Below are 19,841 nucleotides of genomic sequence, written 5' to 3' on the forward strand. Positions count from 1 at the left end.
AGCTCGATTGCATGCCCAGTTGAAACAATGTCGGACTGCGAAAGTGCAGGTCCTGGACGAACTTTGCAAATGGGCTGCACCGAACATTCGCGCTCGAAGAGGGGTTCCGCATCAACCTCATGGTAGGATTGCAAGCGAATTTCAAGCTTGTGCAGCGTTTTGATAACGTACGCCACACCCCTATTGGCAATCAATCGAAGGGTTACTTCTGCACTCGCCTATCTCGACAAGCGCGACTGAACCATAGCGTTGGTCAATTGTGGGCGGCCATGCTCGTCACCTGACCGCGGGTGACCATCCTGCAGGTCACGCTGGGATCACTTCCCCGGATAGGCACATGAACAGGCCGCCACATTCACTTCGAGTCGCTGCTTTTCTTGCCAGTGTCTCGCACGGAGATCACGTAGCGACATCGCTGACTGAGGCTCGCTTGCTTGGATCTGAGGCAGGCAGTGATAGCGGTGCGATCTGGTATGTGGCTGCTACAAAGGCGGAACACGTCCTCCATGCAAGCCTCTTTCTCTTCTGCGGTCGGCGTTTCATCGCGCGCGTTGACCGGCCCTGGGATTACAGCCGTCATTGCGGCGACAAGAGCAATGGCGCAGCGGGAGATTGTGAGGCGCGAAGCCAACTGACTTCGTTGATTTTGAGTCATGATATCCATTCAAGTCCGGTTGGCTGCGTTACTGATCTTCCTGCGCGAAGCGCAACGTGACCTGTCAGCCAGGAAACAGGCCGGAACTGCTTAAGGAAGGTGCCGGCATGCTCGTTCTTCCGCTTTTGCGTTCGTGCGGTGCTGGTCATCCGTCCGGCACGACAGAAACAACACCTGCTGTAGTGGCGGAGCACCACGAAGAGTGGAAGTACTGGCGGCTGAGCTGGCCCAGCAAGTAATCATTCGGGAGCATCCAGTGGTTCGGTGCATGCCTGGATGTCGCGAGGCACTGTTTGGGCCTGACATGTGCTCAGGTACTCTGGCGCAAGCTACCACCGACTGACCAATGACGCCGTAGCCGGCGCGACGCCGGGATGAAGGGCATGGCCCTATCGCGAGGCATGGAGAGCAGGCAAAACCCGCAGGTGCGCCAAGCCACTGTTCATGATGCATTCGATCGTTCAGAGCGAATCATGATGGCGCTCGCCGAGACTATGTTTGCTACAGTCGCGCCTGTGTTCCGCGTAATGTGAAGACGTTGGGTGAGGTATCTGGGATGGAGTCTCCGTCTGGCGTTGCGCTGAGGTTGCGGTGATGGGAGCGCCCGCCGTGTAGAGCTCGAAACGCGCGATTTCGTCCAGTCGCGATAGGAGCAGCTCCGACGCAGCGCGGACAAGGATGCACCTTGAGGATCTTAGCGTCCTGACCGAGTCGCGCCAGGTGAGTTTGGATATCTGAAACATTCGCGATTCTCTTGACGTGTCTGGAACGGCCTGGATTGTCGGAGGTGGTTCCCGCTTGTCTAGGATCGTACAATCTAACGCTACGTGTGATTCAAGTCCCTTCGTGCGTCTAATCGTCTGAGGATGTCGAGGCTGTGCATTCTTTGTGCGAGCCTCGCTGTTACGTGATTATACGGAGCGCCGGTGTCGCATTTCTTTGATCTGCGAATTGCATGCTCTCGGCATGAATACGAAAAGTAAACTCTACCAACCCGAGCACTGGCGAGGCCGTGCGGAAGCAACGCGAAAGAAAGCGGAAGCGCTCGCTGACGGGAGAGCCAAAGACAGGCTGCTCAAAATTGCCGTGGAATACGACAAGCTAGCTCGGCGCGCCCACGTGTGGCAGATGCACAAAGACGAGGACGATACGTGACGCGAGGAAGAGCTGTAAAGTGTTGATCGCTATCCGACCCAATGGCCACGCAGATGTCGCACAGCAAGCAAGTCAGTGCGTGGAAGGGACGTTGAGGGGGCACCGTAGGGCGGGGCATCCTGACGGTCCTGTCCCGCGCTCCAGATAGCGACATATAAGGCGGAGCAATCCGCCTGCCCAACGCTCCTTCAGCCCTACTTCCTTAGTCAGCTTCTCGAAAGCAAATACTCATAAGAAAATGCGCAGCCTAGACCTCAATTTCCAGTCTATGCGTCGCAGTAACGCGGAAGCCCGGAGCCAATCCGCGCCAGAACGTTCAGCTGTTACAGGTCAGTATGTGGAACTTCGTTGCGGCTGCAATGGCATATCAGTTTCGCCAATTCGAGATATCTGCGTCATTGATGGTGCGTGCCTATACGGTGCGGCCGCGGATGCGAGAGGCGTCGCAAAGCGCCTAGCGCCTCTGCCATCCGCCAGCTTATTCAGAAGAACGCTGCAATGATCCAGTAGAGCCCGGCCCAAAGCAGCACATTTATGAGGAGTGCGGCCAGCGGCCAAGGGTTCCACCTCCTTTGCGCCGACCGGGAGCGACAATCGGCGCCGTAATGCCTGATCGGTGGGTGCTTTGGTGCTCGCCAATGCGTCATTTCATCAGACGTCGCGCTGGTCCGCTGAGAAATGCCGGACTTCGCATGCCTCGTACCACTCATAATCTCGCGGTCCTCTTGCAAGGAGAGTATCGGAATGTTTGTCTGTTGCGCGGCGAGCCTCCGTCCGATGGTATGCTCGCGTATCATCGGTACAGTTAGCGTCGCTTTCCGTCACCGCAGCAATCTACATGCCACGAGGCAGAAGTATCCGCACCGCTTTGATGCCACCAAAAGCGCGTAGGTCGGGCGTTGGCGACATAGAGCCGCTGCCAGAGGTCGGATTCTCGACGTCCATGTCTGAAAGACAACACCCGCATTAGCTGCAAAAGGCTGAGCGTATCGCGAGCGCCATACCCTGAGCAATGAGTTCGAATTCGCATCGTAGCGTCGCGTGGAGATCGGCCGACGATGATTGAGATCGACTAATCATTGTTCCTGACCGTTAGCTTACGAGGAGAGGCCGAGATGGCAGGCGATCCGCTCGATGTCGTCGGTTCGACGTCAGTTCATGCCAGGCGTCCGCGGCTCTGGGCGCAGGCCGATTCGCGCACCCTGTTTCTATCGTGTCGGGCGCATTGCCACTGTTCAGAATCGACGAGAAAGCCGTGAATGATCAGGCACGATCTCGCCAAGCAGTAATATCGTCGGATCAGCTGGAGCCATCACTGGCTTTGCCAGACACCATGGAATCTAGATGTCAAGGCCCACTATAGAGAGAATGCCATGATGACGACCAATTCATTGAAGAGAGGGTGCCGCCAGTTTCTTGCGTTCAAGCGCGATGACATGAATGCGTACTAACGCTTGCTTGAAGCGCGGGAGAGCGATGGCAGACATAAGTGTTGCTGATGCGCGCTGTATTCGGCGATGTGCGACCAATACTGGCCGGCATCGATGAGTAAGATGCTTTGCATGAAAGGGGCTCGATGACGAGTTGTAACTATGAGCCGGGAAGGTGCGGTCGGCGGACCGATTCGCCATCGCCCAGATCGTGCTACCGCTCGTACTCACGTAATCGGTGGCCCCTGAGGGCGTTCCGCCCACGATGCGATCGTTAGAAGACTATAGCAGGAGAACGAGTGATGATGGACATCTGCGGCTTTCTCAGATGGTGCTCTGAAGAGCGGTACAGTAACGGTTTGCGAGACAACGTAATCCGCGTCGGTCTTAAGGCCCTCCGAAAAGCAAAGGAGCGGGCGTGCGAGCGCAGTTGATAGACAAGCTGGAGGCCGGCCGCGTGCAACACGGCCGGTTCGCTACGGTTCCGGGATCAGGTCCTTGCGGCGTGTTCCTTGTGCAGGGGCCTTGCGGGTGTGAACTAAAGATAAGTGGATTTGTTCGTCCTGGCTGGGAGCATGTTGCGGTCTCGACGCCGCGGCGCTGTCCGAATTGGGAAGAGATGTGCTTTGTAAAAGACCTGTTCTGGGATGAAGAGGAATGCGTCATGCAACTGCATCCGCCATATTCGCAGTATGTGAATAACAGCCGATATTGCCTTCACCTGTGGAGACCCACTCATCGGGACATCCCGATGCCGCCGCCGAGCTTTGTAGGCATCGTTGGACTAGGGCCCTCAGAGGCAGCAATGTTGTTCGCGCGGATGAGCGCGGCACCATGATGAGCTGATTAGGAATATCCAAGCGCAAGGTGACGCCGAGCGGCTGCAGAAGACCGATTCGGCGCCGCCGGACCGAGGCGCCAAGAGCGTGTATATGTTAGGATCAATTGACCGTAGCCGTGCGCGGGGGGCAGCCGAATTAGCTACTATCGACCGGGAGAAGCTAACAGTGCACTGACCCCGGTAAAGAATGCGGAGCCGTGCTGAGCGCGGTTCGGCGGCAACAACAGCATCTCGCCAGGCCGACGATCATCCTCACAAGGCATCACTGGGCGATCCGACGGCGCGAATTGCGCACTCTTTGGAGCGAGAAGTGTGTGCCGACCGGCGGCGTAACGCGATGGTTGTGAGATCGAGGCCAAGGCGACGGTCTCATTCAGTGACGAAGGCGCTCTCGCCCCATCACCTGACTGCATCCGGAATTGCAGAAGGTCGGGCCTGCCGTCGCTGTGCGACAGTCATCAGCTCGCCGGCCACAATCCCGCATCTGGAGCGGGCTCGTGAGCAGCGTCGGTCGAGATACTAATTAGGCGCGGGGCGGTAGCTTCGCTAATTTATCTGGTTGTCAGCTCGTCGTCAGCTTGCCACAAGATCATTCGCAGGCAGAGCGTAAGCAGCCCGCGCTCGCTCTGAGGAAACGTACGCTGAAGAAGCAGGCGAACCGGCATGTATAATCGAGTTAGTGACCGATCCACGCGCCCTAATCAAGCTGACGAACCGAGTGGGTCGGCGGACAGTTACCAATTTGCTCAAGCAATGACGGATCTCGCTCAACGGGAGAGCCCGCCATGCGGGGAATTGTCCGACAAAATGGGCCTCTGCTGCAGCAAGCCACAGACCTCAAATGCAATCATTTACAGTCCAAGCACCTCGGAGCCCAGCACATCCTCTCTGTCCTCCAGCTCAAATCCATCGTCTCCAGCGAGGCCTATTCGTCCTCTGTTCGAATACAGGACTGCGGAATTGTCCGGCGCCAATGTCAACGGAATCTGCGTTGGCTTGGCAGCGGAGTGGCTCCTCAATCTCCCGAGTAGCCCATCATCCCGGATGACGGCGCTGCGCCCGGGGACTCAAAATCACAGATCAGCGGCAATGCGGCAGCAGCGGTATGAAGACCTCAAGAGTCTGTTGCGAAGCAACAGGGCGGAAGGTTCCCACGACCTTCAGGCAAAAAGTACGATGTTACGCGAAGCCGGCCTAGAGCCGTTCGCCCAAGAGACGCGATATAGGTTTGGTACATCTTCGCGCATTGAGCAGATCGTGAATGAGGTCGCCGACGATGGGTCGATCTTCTTGGTCAGCTTGCGTTTCGCCGCAGGTGGCGCCCACACAATCGTAACGTCGACATCGAATGGAATGACGACACTCTTTGATCCCAATTATGGGGAATTTACTGTTCGCTCAGATCAGATGGGTGAGTTGTTCAAAAGTCTCGCCGACCGCTACAGGAACCCGAACCGAAATGATATATCGACCGTCGTCACACTAAGGATGACGTGAGTGTTTGGGACGTTGCAAAGATACTTGGCCGAGGCGCGCGAGTGGACCCTTTCGCGATCGATGCCGGACACCCGCAACGCGTCCGGCATTGCAACCACGGCAGGGAACACGGATTGTGGCGCCCTCAACGCGCGCCCGACGTGAAGCAGAGCTCAGGGCGCCCCCTTCCGACATTGGAGCGCCATGCTCGGTGGAAGCTCTCTGGAAGTAATGCAGCGAGGAGAAAATGCCCAGAGAGAGGCTGGCCGGTCACTCAGATTGATGAGCTCGTGCCCTGGCGCGTCAAAGCCTGGATGGGCTGCGCTTGCACTCAAGCAGGAACGGTGGCCCGTTAGACTTTCCTTTAAGTTGGCTAAGCTCCTCGTGTGGGTTTCGACGCCTTTAGCCCTTGCGCTCAGGGCTAAGGGCGGGCACCACGCATCCAACACAATCGGCACAAGTTGTATTTTCGTCTGCTTTGGAATCGTCGCCGGCCGCTTCTCCACTGACCTCGCCAGGCAAGCAGCTGCTGTCAACGACAATGCGTGCCGTCGCACCAGCGCACGACCGAGACGACGCTCGCCATGAGCTCGGCAACAATCCGTGCTTGTCCTCGTCATTCCGCTTTTGCTGTGGTCCGGATCTGCTTGAAGATCTCAACATCAGAACCGAAAGTGAAAACTATGCACTATGTTCGTTCCAAGCCTAACGGCAAACTTTTGGGGCGAGCCGACTACAAGCTCATTCAACAATTTTCGAATTTACGGCCTGGACCCCCTCTCTGCTGAGCTGGCTGTTGGTTTGATCTGGAAGATCCGATGACTTACATATGATCCCAGTGTTGCACCGGAAGCAGCGCGGGCGCGACTCGGCGCTGGTCAGGACGGTGAATCAGACGCTGTCGCTGCCACGCCCGCACTGGTTGAAGTTAGCAGAAACGTGACTCGGCGCCCGAAAGCCCCACGCATACACGGGGCAAGCGCTGTCCCTACCACGCGCCGCTAACTTCCATGTCACTGTAGAAGGACTAGCTTTCCGAAAGCTGACGAACCCGACGCGATTCACAAAACGAAAGCGGCCGGTGTGGGGCGATGCCATCCTGGCTGGAAGCCACCCATCTGTCCAGCGGACGTCCGACTTAAGGGTATGGTTAAGCATAGACATAAGCCGATCTCTTCAAAGAGGTCGTGAAACTCGCATATGCCATGTGCCGCGAGAAGGTGTCAGCAGAAGCCCATCGATATTTGCAAGGCGCGGCTCTGCGACATCATTCACGAAAGACGATCCTTTACCTCCGCGACTTCGACGACAGCCGGGCAAAGGGATCGGAAACCAGTCCAACGGGCGGCCTTTCACTGTTATCCGATGCCCTCGGTCGCGTCCTCCGAAGGTTGTCGGCGGTGTGTCGGACGATGTCGAATAGCTCGATGTCACAGGTGACCCGTCTTTTCCCGAGCACGTACATATGCGGCCCGTGCGGCCCATAGATTTTATCGCCGCTTCATAGCGGACAGTGATGCCGGTGTCTTCGCATTGTCCGGAAGCTGGAAGGCGCGTCAGCGCATCACGCGGGCCAAGATAACCGTGAAGCGCCAATCAAAACGGGATCCGATCTACGCTTACTGTTCACGACTCATCGTTTGTCGATATTGTGGCCGAAATCGCACGGTAGTCTCTCCTGAAACAGCTGCCCCGCGAGTCCGAGCAAGCCGCTCGCGAAGCGTGCCCTCCAGAGCGGAAGCCCCGCGACGATTGAGAGCTGCGGGGCAGTTTCCTTTTTGCCGATGTGGCGATGCATTGCTTCACGAGCGACGGCCTCGTCAGCTTCTGGAAAGCCTATCCATAATAGGGTCAGCTCAATTGAGTTTTTGGACGTGAGGCTAGCGTACGGTGGCAGGAGACAAGGAGAACCAAGCATGCAAATCGTCGGCATGGACATCCACCGATCGTTCGCCCAGGTGGCGATCCTGGAGGACGGAGCAATAATCCGACAGCTCCGCGTAGATCTCGTCCACGATCGGCTTGTCGCCTTTGCCAAGACACTCAGCCTCGAAGATGAGGTGGTCATCGAGGTGACGGGCAACAGCGCGGCTGTCGAACGTATTCTGCGCCCGCACGTTAAGCGCGTCGCGGTCGCCAATCCGAGGCTCGTTCGGGCGATTGCCTATGCGCGAGTCAAAACGGACAAGGTCGATGCTGGGACCCTGGCAAAGTTGCATGCTGCCGGCTTCTTGCCGGAGGTCTGGGTTGCTGACGAGGACACCTACAGCCGCCGGCGCCAGATGGCCGAGCGCGCTGGCGTCTTGGCGCAGATCATCCGGATTAAAGGACGCATGAAGGCTATCCTGCATGCCAACCTCATCCCGCCCTACAAAGGCTATCTCTTCGGCAAGCGCGGACAGCATTGGCTGGACAGTCTGCCTCTCCCATCGGAGGAGCGTGCAATGCTCTGGCGTGTGATCGTGGAACTCGAACGCGTGACGAAGCAACTGTCGGAGATCGACGAAGTCGTGGCCCAGCAGGCTCTGGACGATCCACGGGCTCTCAAGCTGATGACGATCCCCGGCGTGAGTTCGGTTGTCGCATCGAGTGTACTGACCTCCATCGGCGACATCGCACGCTTCCCGTCGCCGGATAAGCTCAGCAGCTATTTCGGGTTGACTCCGCGGGTTCGGCAGTCAGGCGAGCACCCGGCACGGCATGGCCGGATCTCGAAGCAGGGCAACCGTGACGCCCGCAAGATGCTGGTTGAGGCGGCGTGGTCAGCCAAGACGGCGCCGGGTCCGTTGCGAGCATTCTTCAACCGAACGCAGAAAAAGCACGGGGCCGGGGTCGCAGCCGTCGCGACGGCGCGCAAGCTCGCAGTCATGATCTGGCACGTCCTGACGACCGGGAAGGACTACGCTTACGCGCGGCCAGCGTTCACGGCGATGAAACTCCGGAAGGTGGCTCTGAAGGCTGGGGCTCCCCGTGCCTACGGCAAGGCTGGCCCGGGCCGGGACTATTGGATCAAGGAACTCCGCGAACGGGAAGCTGGTTACGTCGCACGCGTCGAGCAGGCCTACGAACGCATGGTGGCTGCCTGGAAGGAAAAACCAAAAAAAGTTGCCACGAACTGAAGGTAAGGACTTCTCAACACCATCCGTGGAGAGGCACACGCGCCCGTCCTCGAGGAACAAGGTGAAGCTCGTCCAGCGCTTCAGGATGTAGTTGAACGCCTTGGCCAGGTCATGCCCACGGGAGAGCTTGGCGAGTTGTTCCCGCATGTAGACCTGAAGATCATCGATCAAGGGACGGCTCAGCGTCTGCCGCACCTGAAGTCGCTTCTCGACACTCTTGCCATTGATGGAGCGCTCGATCTCGAACAGTGCATCGATCCTCCGCACGACTCGATCGCGATCGGCGGGAGCGGGATTTCCTTCTTGCCGGCTGCGTTGCGCCGGGCATTCTCTAAGTCGTGCATGTACTCAAGAAGCGGCTTGCTCTTTTCGTTACGCACAGCGGGACGCTCGTCGGCGTCCCGGCCGTTGATGGTGCGCTCGATCTCGACATCGAGGTGTCTGACCGGAGCGAGATTAGGTTAGGCCCTCATAGCAGCCTGTCGGAATTCTTCATGGTCCTTTAATCCGGATGATCTGCGCCAAGACGCCAGCGCGCTCGGCCATCTGGCGCCGGCGGCTGTAGGTGTCCTCGTCAGCAACCCAGACCTCCGGCAAGAAGCCGGCAGCATGCAACTTTGCCAGGGTCCCAGCATCGACCTTGTCCGTTTTGACTCGCGCATAGGCAATCGCCCGAACGAGCCTCGGATTGGCGACCGCGACGCGCTTAACGTGCGGGCGCAGAATACGTTCGACAGCCGCGCTGTTGCCCGTCACCTCGATGACCACCTCATCTTCGAGGCTGAGTGTCTTGGCAAAGGCGACAAGCCGATCGTGGACGAGATCTACGCGGAGCTGTCGGATTATTGTTCCGTCCTCCAGGATCGCCACCTGGGCGAACGATCGGTGGATGTCCATGCCGACGATTTGCATGCTTGGTTCTCCTTGTCTCAGGAGCCAGTGGCTTGCACGACATCTACGGATCCGCGCTCGCAGCGCAGCCGGGCAAGTCGTAGGGGGCGGCCAAGTAACAAAGCGAGCTCACAGCTCATGGTCATGGCGGCCTGCCACCGTTTCGTGCTCCAGCGCCCCTATCCCGGCTTCGACAGACTAATCCGGACGACCAGTCCTCTCCACCGGGTTTGAGCGCTGAAAACATCATGCCCTTTAACAATGCCGCCGAGCGAGGGCTGAGGGGCATTGCTCTTGGCCGAAAGTCCTGGCTGTTCTGCGGCTCCGATCGCGGCGGACGGCGTGCGGCGGCCATGTACAGTGTCGCGCGGCGATCAGGATGGAAGGCAGCGTCAATCAAGGTGAGAGAGTTTCGCTGGGCTCGTGACGTAGGGAGGGCGTAGCCCGACCGGAGTTACGAGCCCAGCGTCGGCGCGATCCCGAGGAGGACCGCGCCGACTGGTGATCGCGGCCGGCGGGGTTATGCAAGTGGTTCTTCCGCCAAGAGGAATCACTCGCGTGCCCGGCCGACACATCACAGATCACCAGATGAGGCTCTACATGAAGTACCGTCAGACCGATAGCCCGCCAGTGGCGGCGGCCAAGGCATCATTCAGTGCGTCGACCGCCTATCGGATCGAGAGAGACCCCCGATTTCCATCGCAAAGGAAGGCGCCCCGCGGCCGGCGACGGCCGGACCCGCTGAGCGACGTGTTCGAGACCGAGATCGTCCCGATCTTGAAGGCGGCACCTGGCTTACGGCCGGTGGCGGTGTTCGAGGAGATGCTACGGCGTCATCCGGATCTCGGCAGCGGTATCCGTCGTACCCTGGAACGTCGGATCCGTGCATGGCGGGCGATCCACGGCGAGGAGCAGGAGGTGATCTTCCGCCAAACCCACGAGCCTGGCCAACTCGGCCTCTCCGACTTCACAGACATGGACGAGTTGGGTGTTACGATTGCGGGTGCACCGCTCGATCATCGTCTCTATCACTTCCGTTTGGCCTATTGCGGGTTCGAGCACGCCCATGTCGTGCTTGGCGGCGAGAGCTTTGTTGCCTTGGCCGAAGGCCTGCAGAATGCCCTCTGGTCGCTCGGTGGGGCGCCGCGGGAGCATCGGACCGACAGTCTGTCGGCCGCATTCTGCAATCTCGATCGTGATGCACGGGACGATCTGACGCAGCGATACGAGGCCCTTTGTGCCCATTACGGCATGCGGCCTTCCCGCAACAATCGAGGTGTTGCTCACGAGAATGGTTCGATCGAAGGGCCCCACGGTCATCTCAAGCGAGCAATCGCGGATGCCTTGCTGCTGCGCGGAACTGTCGACTTCGATGATCTTGCCACCTATCGCGGCTTCATCGACGAGATCGTCAGCCGCCGTAATGCCCGCAACGCCAAGCGGATCGATAGCGAGCGCGTGGTGTTGCAGGAGCTGCCCGATCGGCGCACCTCCGACTACGAAGAGGTGATCGTCCGCGTGACATCGTCCGGCGGCTTCACCCTGCGCAAGGTGTTCTACACGGTGCCATCGCGCCTGATCGGTCACCGGCTGCGGGTGCGCCTTTACGATGATCGTCTCGACGTGTTCGTCGGCGGCACCCATCTCGTCACCCTGCCGCGTGGGCGGCCGCATCCCAATGGCAAGTACGACCAGGTCGTCGATTATCGGCACGTGATCCATTCCCTGCGGCGCAAGCCGATGGCGCTTCTCAATCTGGTCTACCGAGATCGGCTGTTCCCGCGCGATGCCTATCGGAAGACCTTCGATCGCTTGCGCGAACGCTTGCCGGACAAAAAAGCCTGCCGGATCATGGTCGATCTCCTCGCGCTCGCTCATGAACGCGGCTGCGAGACCGAACTCGCCGATCAGCTCTCCGCCGACCTCGAGGCCGGCCGACTGCCCGACCTCAACCGGCTACGTGCTCACTTCGCCCCCGATCCCGCCAACCTGCCGAACGTCGTGGTGCAGCTCGTGCCGCTTGCGACCTACGAATGCCTCATCGGTACCGCCGAGACCGGAGGTGCCGCATGAGCGTAACGAACACGGTGGATGCCGCGCGCCTCAATCTGTTGCTCAATGAGCTCCGGCTGCCTGCCATCAAGGTGCTGTGGGCGCAATTTGCCGAACAGTCCGACAAGGAAGGCTGGCCGGCCGGCCGCTTCCTCGCGACCATCGCCGAGCACGAGATCGCCGAACGCGGCCGCCGTCGGATCGAACGACACCTTGTCGAAGCACGTTTGCCCGCCGGAAAGACCTTCGACAGCTTCGACTTCGAAGCCGTGCCGATGATCTCGAAGGCGCAGGTGATGGCGCTCGCCGCCGGTGACAGCTGGCTGGGCAAGGGCGCCAATTTGCTGTTGTTCGGCCCGCCCGGCGGCGGAAAGAGCCACTTGGCGGCAGCGATTGGCCTGGCCCTCATCGAGAACGGATGGCGCGTCCTCTTCACCCGGACCACCGATCTCGTGCAGAAGCTCCAGCTAGCGCGACGCGAGCTTAACCTCGAGGCGGCCATCAATCGTCTCGATCGCTTCGATCTCCTGATTCTTGATGATCTCGCTTACGTCACCAAGGATCAGGCCGAGACCAGCGTGCTGTTCGAGCTCATCAGTGCACGCTACGAGCGCCGCTCGATGCTGATCACCGCCAATCAGCCATTCGGCGAATGGAACAGGGTCTTCCCGGATCCCGCAATGACCCTCGCCGCTATCGATCGCCTCGTTCACCACGCCACCATCGTCGAGATGAACGTCGAGAGCTATCGCAGACGGACCGCCCTCGAACGAAAACGCGGTCCAGGACGGCCGCCATCGCACGCGACACCTAAAACCGTGGCTGATTGACGCTGCGCGACAATCAGAGTTCAACAAAACTCTTGCGCGCGACAATCATCGCGGCAATCATCATCAGGCCGCGACACTGCCTCGCCATCCTGATCGCCGCGCACTTCCTACCCAGATTGCCGCGCTACACTGCTCAATCGTCACTCCGTCGACGCCGGCTGCGCCACCATTGGATCGCACCTGCAGATATGCTTCGTACACCTCTCTCTTGTCGATGTTGAACGGCTTGCTCGGCTGGTTCATCGACATCCTCCTGTCGCCAGTTGTGACGATGGCCAGCCCACCTGATCCGATCCCTTCGCTCCGGCCCCATTACGAGCCTTCGTCGCTAATACGGATCGGTCCGTCCCAGTGCTCCGCGTCGGTAATCTCGCCTCACGGTCTTCTCCGCTTGTGCTTCTCCCTTTCCATCGGAGCGACTGGTTCCTGCAGTTCCGCGACAGCGCCTGCATCCGATTCACGCCCCCTCAACGCCGGTCGCCGCCCGCCCAGTCTTCAGGCCTCCGGCGGACTGATCCCAGAGGGACGACACACCTCTGGTTTCGACGACAATTTCCACGTTACGACGGTTCATCGGTGGGTTCATTTTCATTCGTCTCTCGGACGCGTATCCGTTCGGGTATCCCCGACCGTTAGCTTCAACGCTCACGACCACGCCTCTTAAGCGAAGCCGCTTGAAGTGATTTGAGACCTACTCCTGAAAGTCGATCCCGAGGGGCCTGCCCTCATCGCTACCGCAGCTTGTGCACACAGATTCTCAGACCATCTCGATCATCCTTTCTGTGTGCTTCTGCAGCACACTGTCATCTGCGTGGATGCGCTCGGCTGCGAAGACGTGACTCCGGATCGCCTCGACCAGAGGCATCAGGGTCGCCGCGTAGGCACCTACCCCCTTGCGCGAGCGTCGAAACGTCGAGATCGATGCCTTCACGCTGGTAGACATCGCTCTGACGATGAAGCGGGGTGCAGGCCGTAATTGGCAAACAGAACATGGGCCAGCAGCTTGGGCCCTGCACGCCCGCGCGCAATCGGATGCGAGGGGGGCCGGCGGTTGGGTCATCGCTTCGCAGGCCCGGCAGACGAGCTTCTCGCGCACGTGCTGGATCACCTTCCACTGGCGCGGAATAAACTCCAGCGTCTCGGTTACGTCCTCGCCAATCTTGCACAATCGGCTGTCGCCGCAGCATGGGCAGGTAGCCGGCACCGGATAGACAATGCGCTCTCGCGGCAATTGCTCCGGCAGCGGCCGGCGAGCTTGCTTGCGGCGCTCGAACGATGGCACCGCAATCTTCTCGGCTGCCACCTTCGCCGCGGTCTCTGCTTGCGCCGCGTTCTCCAGGTCGGCAAGCTGTAACTCGAATTGGTCCAGCAACGCGCCTCGCTCGGAGGACTGCCCGAACTGCTCATGCCGCAGCTTCTTGATCGTGAGTTTGAGCTTCTCAATCAACAATGTTCCCGCCTGGGCTTCCGCCTCCGCGGCCAACCGGGCCGCTCGCTCGGCGCGCAGAATCGCCTGCAGCGTGGTCACATCGTCGGGGAGAGAACCATCAGCGCCCATCGCCGACCAGAGAATCACAACACGCAATGTCTGTCCGGACTGCTGATCGTGCCACGGATTCAAAATCCCAGCGGTCAGCCGGCTACTGCGGCCGCCACGTGTGTTGCGGCATCCCCCAATCGATGCCCTCCAGCGAGGGGATTGAGGAATGTCCCCGATAGTGAGTCTGACGAATCATTTCCTGAGGTGGTCGAGGTTAGGGACCCCCACCATCCTTTGTGGGGCCGCTCATATCGAGTGATCAGGAAGATCGGCCAGCGAGGCCGAGGCATTCCCGCTTCGTATGAAGTTGAGTATCGCGCAGGGAGCAGTCTTCTGATTCAAGCAACCGCAATCGAATATTATGGAGAAGAAGCAAATCAGATTAAGCTGAGTATGGAGGCTCTACTCGAGCTTTTATCGACAGCGGATTGTCCCGACGCACATGAGCATGGATCCAGCCGATCTTTGGTCGACGCTGACGCCCGCGCTCCGACGCCAGATCGTCGAAGACGTCGCCGCGATTTTGGCGGAGATCTCTCATGAAGTCCGAGTTGATCACACCAAGCCACTTGGCGCGCAAAGCCGTAGTCTACATCCGGCAGTCGACGCCTCACCAGGTCGTAAGCAATCAGGAGAGCCTGCGCCTTCAATACGCGCTTCGCCAGCGCGCCCGCGAACTCGGATGGCGTGAGGCGGCCATCCGACGTGATTGATGCCGATCTCGGGTTGAGCGGCGCGTCTATAGCACAGCGTAGCGGCTTCAAGGAACTCGTTGGCCGTGTTGGCCTGAGTGAAGTGGGACTCATCCTGTCCATCGACGTGACCCGCTTGGCGCGTAATTGTACCGACTGGTATCCGCTCCTGGATATCTGTGGTCTACGTGGCTGCCTGATCGCCGACCGCGATGGTGTCTATGATCCGGGCACTCCCAACGGTCGGTTGCTTCTCGGGCTGAAGGGTTCGATCTCCGAGCTTGAGCTACATACGATCCGCAGCCGGCTGACCGCCGGCCTGCTGGCCAAAGCCGAACGCGGTGAACTTGCGGTTATGCTGCCAATCGGGCTGATGCGGGACCCGAGCGGCGTGGTCGTTAAGGATCCCGACATGGCCGTGCAAGGGCGGCTCGGTCTCGTCTTCCAGTTGTTCCTGCAGCTGCGCAGCGTTGCCAAGGTTATGCGAGCGTTGAACGAGCGTGACCTGGAACTGCCGCGTCGTGATCGGTATGGCGATTTGTGCTGGACGCGCGCGACGCTGGCTGCTGTCGCGGCGATCTTGAAGAACCCCGCATACGCGGGCGCCTTTGTCTATGGACGAACCCGCTTCCGGCCGCCCAGGCGGGAGGGTGCCCTGCCACAAAAGGCTCCGCGGCCGATGGAGGAGTGGCGGATCGTCGTTAAAGATCGATATCCAGCCTATATCGACTGGCCAATTTATGAAAAAATCCGATCCGTCATCAGAGATAACCGAGCCGAATACATGCGCATCAAAACCCGCGGCGCGCCTCGCAATGGCGAGCTCCTGCTCCACGGCATTGCCTGGTGCGCACGATGTGGCCATAAGATGTACGTCCGCTACAAGGGCGGCGGCGAGTATGTATGCAATCACCTGCGTACCCAGGAAGGTCAGCCAACCTGCCAACACATCCGCGCCGCCCATATCGATGCAGCCGTTGGCGACGCATTCCTAACCGCACTAGCGCCGGCCGAACTCGATGCCTTGTCGCGCTCCCGCCGGGTGCAGCAGCAGATGAACAATGCGTTACGCTCCAGTGCAGAGCGAGAGCTCGAGCGCAAGCGGTACACGGCGGCGCTCGCCGAACGGCAGTTCAACCGAGCTGATCCAGATAATCGGTTGGTCGCCTCGGAACTCGAGCGCCGATGGGAAGCGGCACTAAACGACGTACGCGCCGCCGAAGAGGCGCTTGCCCGACAGACGCCGTCCAAAGCCATCGCACAAGTGGCCATGAGCAAGGAGCTCAACGACAAGGTCATCAGTCTCACCGGCCGCCTCCCGCAGATATGGGGTGACGAGACTATCTCGGATGCGCATCGCAAGGCGCTGTTGCGATGTCTTATCGAAAAGGTCGTTCTCGACCGCGGTGAGCGCGACTTGGCCCTGGCTAGGATCGTCTGGCGGGGAGGCGCTGTGACGGAGCTCGAAGTGAAGATGAGCGTCAACTCCGTCACCAGATTGACGCGAGGCACAGAGATGCAGGAGCGCCTGCTGACGCTCGCTCGCGACGGCGTCCCAGACGACGAGATCGCCGCAATCCTTACTCGGGAAGGTCACCGCTCTCCCCGTTGCGCCGATAAGGTGCTGCCTATCACCGTTGGGCGGCTCCGTCGTGCTGCTGCCATCAAGGTCGCTACCCAGCGCAACCGATGGGAGCATGACGTCTCACTCCTCAGCCCGCCCGAACTGGCCCAAAGGCTCGAGATTCCGGTGAACTGGCTCTATGTACAGATCCGAACCAAGCGTTTGCTGATTGATCGCCAGCCCAGCGGCGCCTATCTCTTCCCGAATACACCATCCGTTCTTCACGCCATCGGAGACCTTCGAAACCACGTCATTGCACAACTTGATCTAAGAATCTGTCAGCCTAACAAGGAGGGGCATCAACATGGGTGATCGAGCAGGTAGCCAAGCTGGACTGGGGTGATTGTCACCACGCCATCAGCCGCGACGGCCACAGGAAGCGGCCGCGCTCCAGCCGCTTGGCGTAGAGCGACATGCCCAGCCAATCATGCCAAAGGATCTTGATCAGCTTGCCGATCCTGCCACGGACCACATAAAGGTCGCCGCCGTGCGGGTCTCGCTTGAAGGCTTCCTGCACCAGCAAGCCCAGCGAGTTCATGCCGCGACGCATATCAGTGTGGTCGGTCGCAATCCACACCCGCACGCCCGGAGCAATGGGTATCACCGTAGGCGTCCATCCGCCAGCGCGGCCACGGCGGCCTTCGGCGTCGCCGCGTCGACAGCGCCCGTGATCCGCATCCGAGCCCCGGCCGCAAACTCGATCTCGATCGACCCGCCGCTGCTAGCCGGCGCGACTGGACAGGGCGTCGCACCTGCTTCCGCGACCACCATCGCGGGTACGAAGCCAGGGGGATCGGCGGCATCCTTCGGCTCAGGCCCAAAACGAGCGCCGCCATCGCAGCAGCGCGAGCAAAATGGTTGGCAGATCACGGGTACCGAGACCTGCTCGGCGGCGGAGTTGCGAAATAGCAAGAATCTGCCATCGCGCATCGTGTAGCCGAGAACGAAGTTCTCCAGCCGCAACCCGTGCTCATCGGTGCGAATCGCTTGATGCACAATTCGTCTCACCCCTGCAAACCCGAGCTGACAGCTGGCGCGTACCCGTTTGGGATCACAAATAAGGCTTCCTAACCCGCACGCCGGTACCCACGGACTTTTGCGGATTTGGCCCAATCACCGCGGCGAAGTGGCTTCCGTCAAATTCTCCTACCAGGCCAAGTCGGCAAGCAAGTAGGTCCAAGTTCGCAAAGGGGGCGCACCGATCTTCCATCGGGCAGCATCCGACGGGCAACTAAGTGGCTGGTGTGGCGTACTGCCTAGCGGTCCTACGGCGACCCGCGTGATAGGCGATCGCGTGTAGTGGCCAGAGATAGCCAAGGCGTGATCACCGGGCAAGACCTCGCTCGCAGCCTGATCCACGGATTCGTGCTTTCAGCGTACCGAGCCGAACGGGCGCTCTAGCATGCGTCGGACGCGTACGGGCTCAGGACCTATATGGAACGCACTGGCTTGCCGGTCCAGCGCACGTTCCGATTGCGTCGCGCGGTTTCGTTGGCGCAGGTAATCGAGCCATGTTGGGCAATGATAGCGCTCTGTCCACAGTTCAGGATCTGCAATGTCGCGAGCAATGGACCAGCCATAGGCTCCGTTGCGCTGCCGAAATAGCTGGACCTCTTGCATCACATTATGGAAGGCGCGTGCATTCTCCTGCAGGACGCGATATTCGATTTCCACTACAAGCGGTCCGCTGCGTCCGGTCAGCGGCAGGCGAACCTTAGGATCGTCGAGCATCTCGGGCTCTTCGCCTCGCGCGCCGATGCGCGGCATGGGCAGCCAAAGCCCAAGCAGCGGCGAAGAAAGTAAGAGGGCGGCTGATACTAGGAGAGCCACGTCGACCCCGGCCGCATCTGTCACGTGGCCCCAAGTCCAACTGCCGATAGCAATCCCGCCGGAGCTAGCGGCCTGATAGGCCGCTAGCGAGCGCCCCGCTACCCAGCGGGGCGCCGAGAGCTGCACGCCAACACTAAAGAGCAACCATATCATCATCCACATGGCGCCCGCCAACACCAGCGCGATAGCAGTCAAAACTGGCTCGCGGCTGAGCGCCACTCCAGCTATCGCCCCGCCCATCGACACAGCGCAAGCACGGATCGCTGCCTCGCCGCTCATGCGCTTGCGGACCTCGGTGATGTTGAGCGCCCCGATCACCGCGCCCAGCCCAAAGGCGCTGGCCATCATACCGTATATTTCTGCGCCTCCATGCAAGAGATCGCGAGCCACTAATGGCAGCAGGGCGATGATAGCGCCTCCGATCAGACCGATGACCATGGAGCGGGTCAGAACGATCTTGATCGGCGGCGAATTCATAATGTAGCGCAGGCCAGAAACCATTGCGCGAATAAGCGTTTCCGGCGGAAGAGTCGGCGGTTCAGTGATGCGCTTCCAAAGAAACAGCGCGGCTATTAAGGGTAAATAGAGCAGAGCGTTGAGCGCGAACGCAGCCACCGCGCCCGCGGCAGCAACGACGATGCCGCCAATCGCAGGCCCCACGCTGCGTGCGATATTATAACTAATACCGTTGAGCGCGACGGCCGCAGGCACGGCTTCGGAGGGCACCTGTTCGTTTACCGAGGCTTGCCAAGCGGGTCCCATCAGAGCCATGCCAGTCCCGACGGTAAAGCAGAGTGCAAGCAGAATATTCGGCGTGACCATGCTCAACCAGGCGAGCATCGTTAGCGTAGTCGCGGCGGCGAGCGTGATACCCAGCGACACGAGTGCCACTATGCGCCGGTCATGCATGTCGGCGACCGCACCGGCCGGCATTGAAATCAACATGACCGGCAGCATCAGCGCGGTCTGCACCAGGGCGACTTTATCGGCCGATGATGTCATCTGTATCATCGCCCAGGCCGCGCCTACGCCCTGAATCAAAATACCAAGATTTGACAGCAGGCTCGCAAGCCAGATGCGGCGAAATGTTGGAAATCGTAACGGAGCAGTGATCCGATCCGTGGCCAATTCCTGGGCATTGGACAGATCGGTCATCACAGCTCCAATCTGGTTTCCGACCTATCAATCCTGACGGGGGTTCGCAGTGACCGATGAGTGCTCGCGGCGCGCTGCTGCCTTAGCGCGTTTCCAACCTTGTCTACTTTGTAAAGTTTGCCTCTGGAGCGCCCATGGGGCCGATACGCTTGTCGGGACATCCCTCGCAATCGGGGATTCCCATCTCCATCGCCAGACGCTGTCTTTCGGCATGAGAAGCTGAGCGGCAGGAAGCCACTGTGATGCCTCACCATTTGGATGAAAACATCGGCCCCAGTGCGTGGATGCGGCGCAAATATTGAGCGTCCCAGCCAGTTGATGCCGCTCACATTCTGGATGGATATCGTAGACAATATCTCAGTCCTTTAAGACCAGGTCGCGTCTGGGTCGCGCAACTAGGCAATAGACAATACCCGACCTCTTAATCTTCTTTGACACTTTTCATCTAAATTCGGACATCACACCACAGTGAGCGGATGACAGCGTGCAGATTTTGCGCGTCGAACGGTAATAGCGAGAAGTTCTCATCATCGCAAAAGTCAATGCATTGC

12 protein-coding genes and 1 pseudogene are annotated in these 19,841 nt (G+C 59.6%); 6 read left to right on the plus strand and 7 right to left on the minus strand.

Translation table 11 applies throughout. From position 1 onward, the window contains the following. The first annotated feature begins 5,041 nt into the window (after positions 1–5,041). Positions 5,042–5,578, plus strand: coding sequence for a YopT-type cysteine protease domain-containing protein (locus QA642_RS40400; RefSeq protein WP_283081822.1), 537 nt, complete (start codon positions 5,042–5,044; stop codon positions 5,576–5,578). 1,910 nt (positions 5,579–7,488) lie between these two features. Continuing rightward, positions 7,489–8,676, plus strand: coding sequence for an IS110 family transposase (locus tag QA642_RS40405; protein ID WP_283087077.1), 1,188 nt, complete (start codon positions 7,489–7,491; stop codon positions 8,674–8,676). A 27-nt stretch (positions 8,677–8,703) separates the two neighbouring features. Here the strand turns inward: QA642_RS40405 and QA642_RS40410 are convergent. Then, a pseudogene (locus QA642_RS40410) lies at positions 8,704–9,020 on the minus strand (transposase); the annotation flags it as partial. Between the two features lie 148 nt (positions 9,021–9,168). Further along, positions 9,169–9,588 carry a transposase gene (locus QA642_RS40415; protein ID WP_283081823.1) on the minus strand — a complete coding sequence of 140 codons (420 nt, stop codon included), beginning with the start codon at positions 9,586–9,588 and terminating at the stop codon, positions 9,169–9,171. A 501-nt stretch (positions 9,589–10,089) separates the two neighbouring features. Between QA642_RS40415 and istA the strand changes: the two genes are divergently transcribed. Next, complete coding sequence (gene istA, locus QA642_RS40420; protein ID WP_283081824.1) at positions 10,090–11,640, plus strand: IS21 family transposase; 1,551 nt, start codon at positions 10,090–10,092, stop codon at positions 11,638–11,640. Next, positions 11,637–12,449: an IS21-like element helper ATPase IstB gene (gene istB / locus QA642_RS40425; protein ID WP_208764263.1), complete on the plus strand. Its 813-nt coding sequence runs from the start codon at positions 11,637–11,639 to the stop codon at positions 12,447–12,449. The genes istA and istB overlap by 4 nt, the downstream gene beginning before the upstream one ends. Positions 12,450–12,512: 63 nt before the next feature. Here istB and QA642_RS40430 read toward each other — a convergent pair whose 3' ends face one another. Together QA642_RS40430 and QA642_RS40435 are read right to left on the minus strand one after the other, a co-directional pair. Next, the gene (locus QA642_RS40430) at positions 12,513–12,692 is read right to left on the minus strand and encodes a hypothetical protein (RefSeq protein WP_283081825.1); all 180 of its coding nucleotides are present in this window, start codon (positions 12,690–12,692) and stop codon (positions 12,513–12,515) included. Between the two features lie 514 nt (positions 12,693–13,206). Beyond that, entirely contained in the window at positions 13,207–14,025 is an 819-nt protein-coding gene (locus tag QA642_RS40435; RefSeq protein ID WP_283087078.1) for an IS66 family transposase zinc-finger binding domain-containing protein, read from the minus strand. A 503-nt stretch (positions 14,026–14,528) separates the two neighbouring features. On the opposite strand from QA642_RS40435, the gene QA642_RS40440 reads away from it, so the two are divergent. Both QA642_RS40440 and QA642_RS40445 read left to right on the plus strand, forming a co-directional pair. Next, positions 14,529–14,702: a hypothetical protein gene (locus QA642_RS40440; protein ID WP_283081826.1), complete on the plus strand. Its 174-nt coding sequence runs from the start codon at positions 14,529–14,531 to the stop codon at positions 14,700–14,702. Continuing rightward, positions 14,695–16,617 (plus strand): recombinase family protein, encoded by a 1,923-nt coding sequence (locus QA642_RS40445; protein ID WP_283081827.1) that lies wholly within the window; start codon positions 14,695–14,697, stop codon positions 16,615–16,617. Before QA642_RS40440 ends, QA642_RS40445 begins: the two co-directional genes overlap by 8 nt. A 34-nt stretch (positions 16,618–16,651) precedes the next feature. On the opposite strand, the gene tnpB is transcribed toward QA642_RS40445, so the two are convergent. From tnpB to QA642_RS40460, 3 genes are all read right to left on the minus strand, one after another. Continuing rightward, the gene (tnpB, locus tag QA642_RS40450; RefSeq protein ID WP_271609294.1) at positions 16,652–16,909 is read right to left on the minus strand and encodes an IS66 family insertion sequence element accessory protein TnpB; all 258 of its coding nucleotides are present in this window, start codon (positions 16,907–16,909) and stop codon (positions 16,652–16,654) included. Then, positions 16,906–17,268, minus strand: coding sequence for a hypothetical protein (locus tag QA642_RS40455; RefSeq protein WP_283081828.1), 363 nt, complete (start codon positions 17,266–17,268; stop codon positions 16,906–16,908). Before QA642_RS40455 ends, tnpB begins: the two co-directional genes overlap by 4 nt. A 408-nt stretch (positions 17,269–17,676) precedes the next feature. After that, positions 17,677–19,290, minus strand: coding sequence for an MFS transporter (locus QA642_RS40460; RefSeq protein ID WP_283081829.1), 1,614 nt, complete (start codon positions 19,288–19,290; stop codon positions 17,677–17,679). Positions 19,291–19,841 lie beyond the last annotated feature (551 nt).

It is taken from the genome of Bradyrhizobium sp. CB2312 (genome assembly GCF_029714425.1).
In the GTDB taxonomy this organism is placed as follows: domain Bacteria; phylum Pseudomonadota; class Alphaproteobacteria; order Rhizobiales; family Xanthobacteraceae; genus Bradyrhizobium.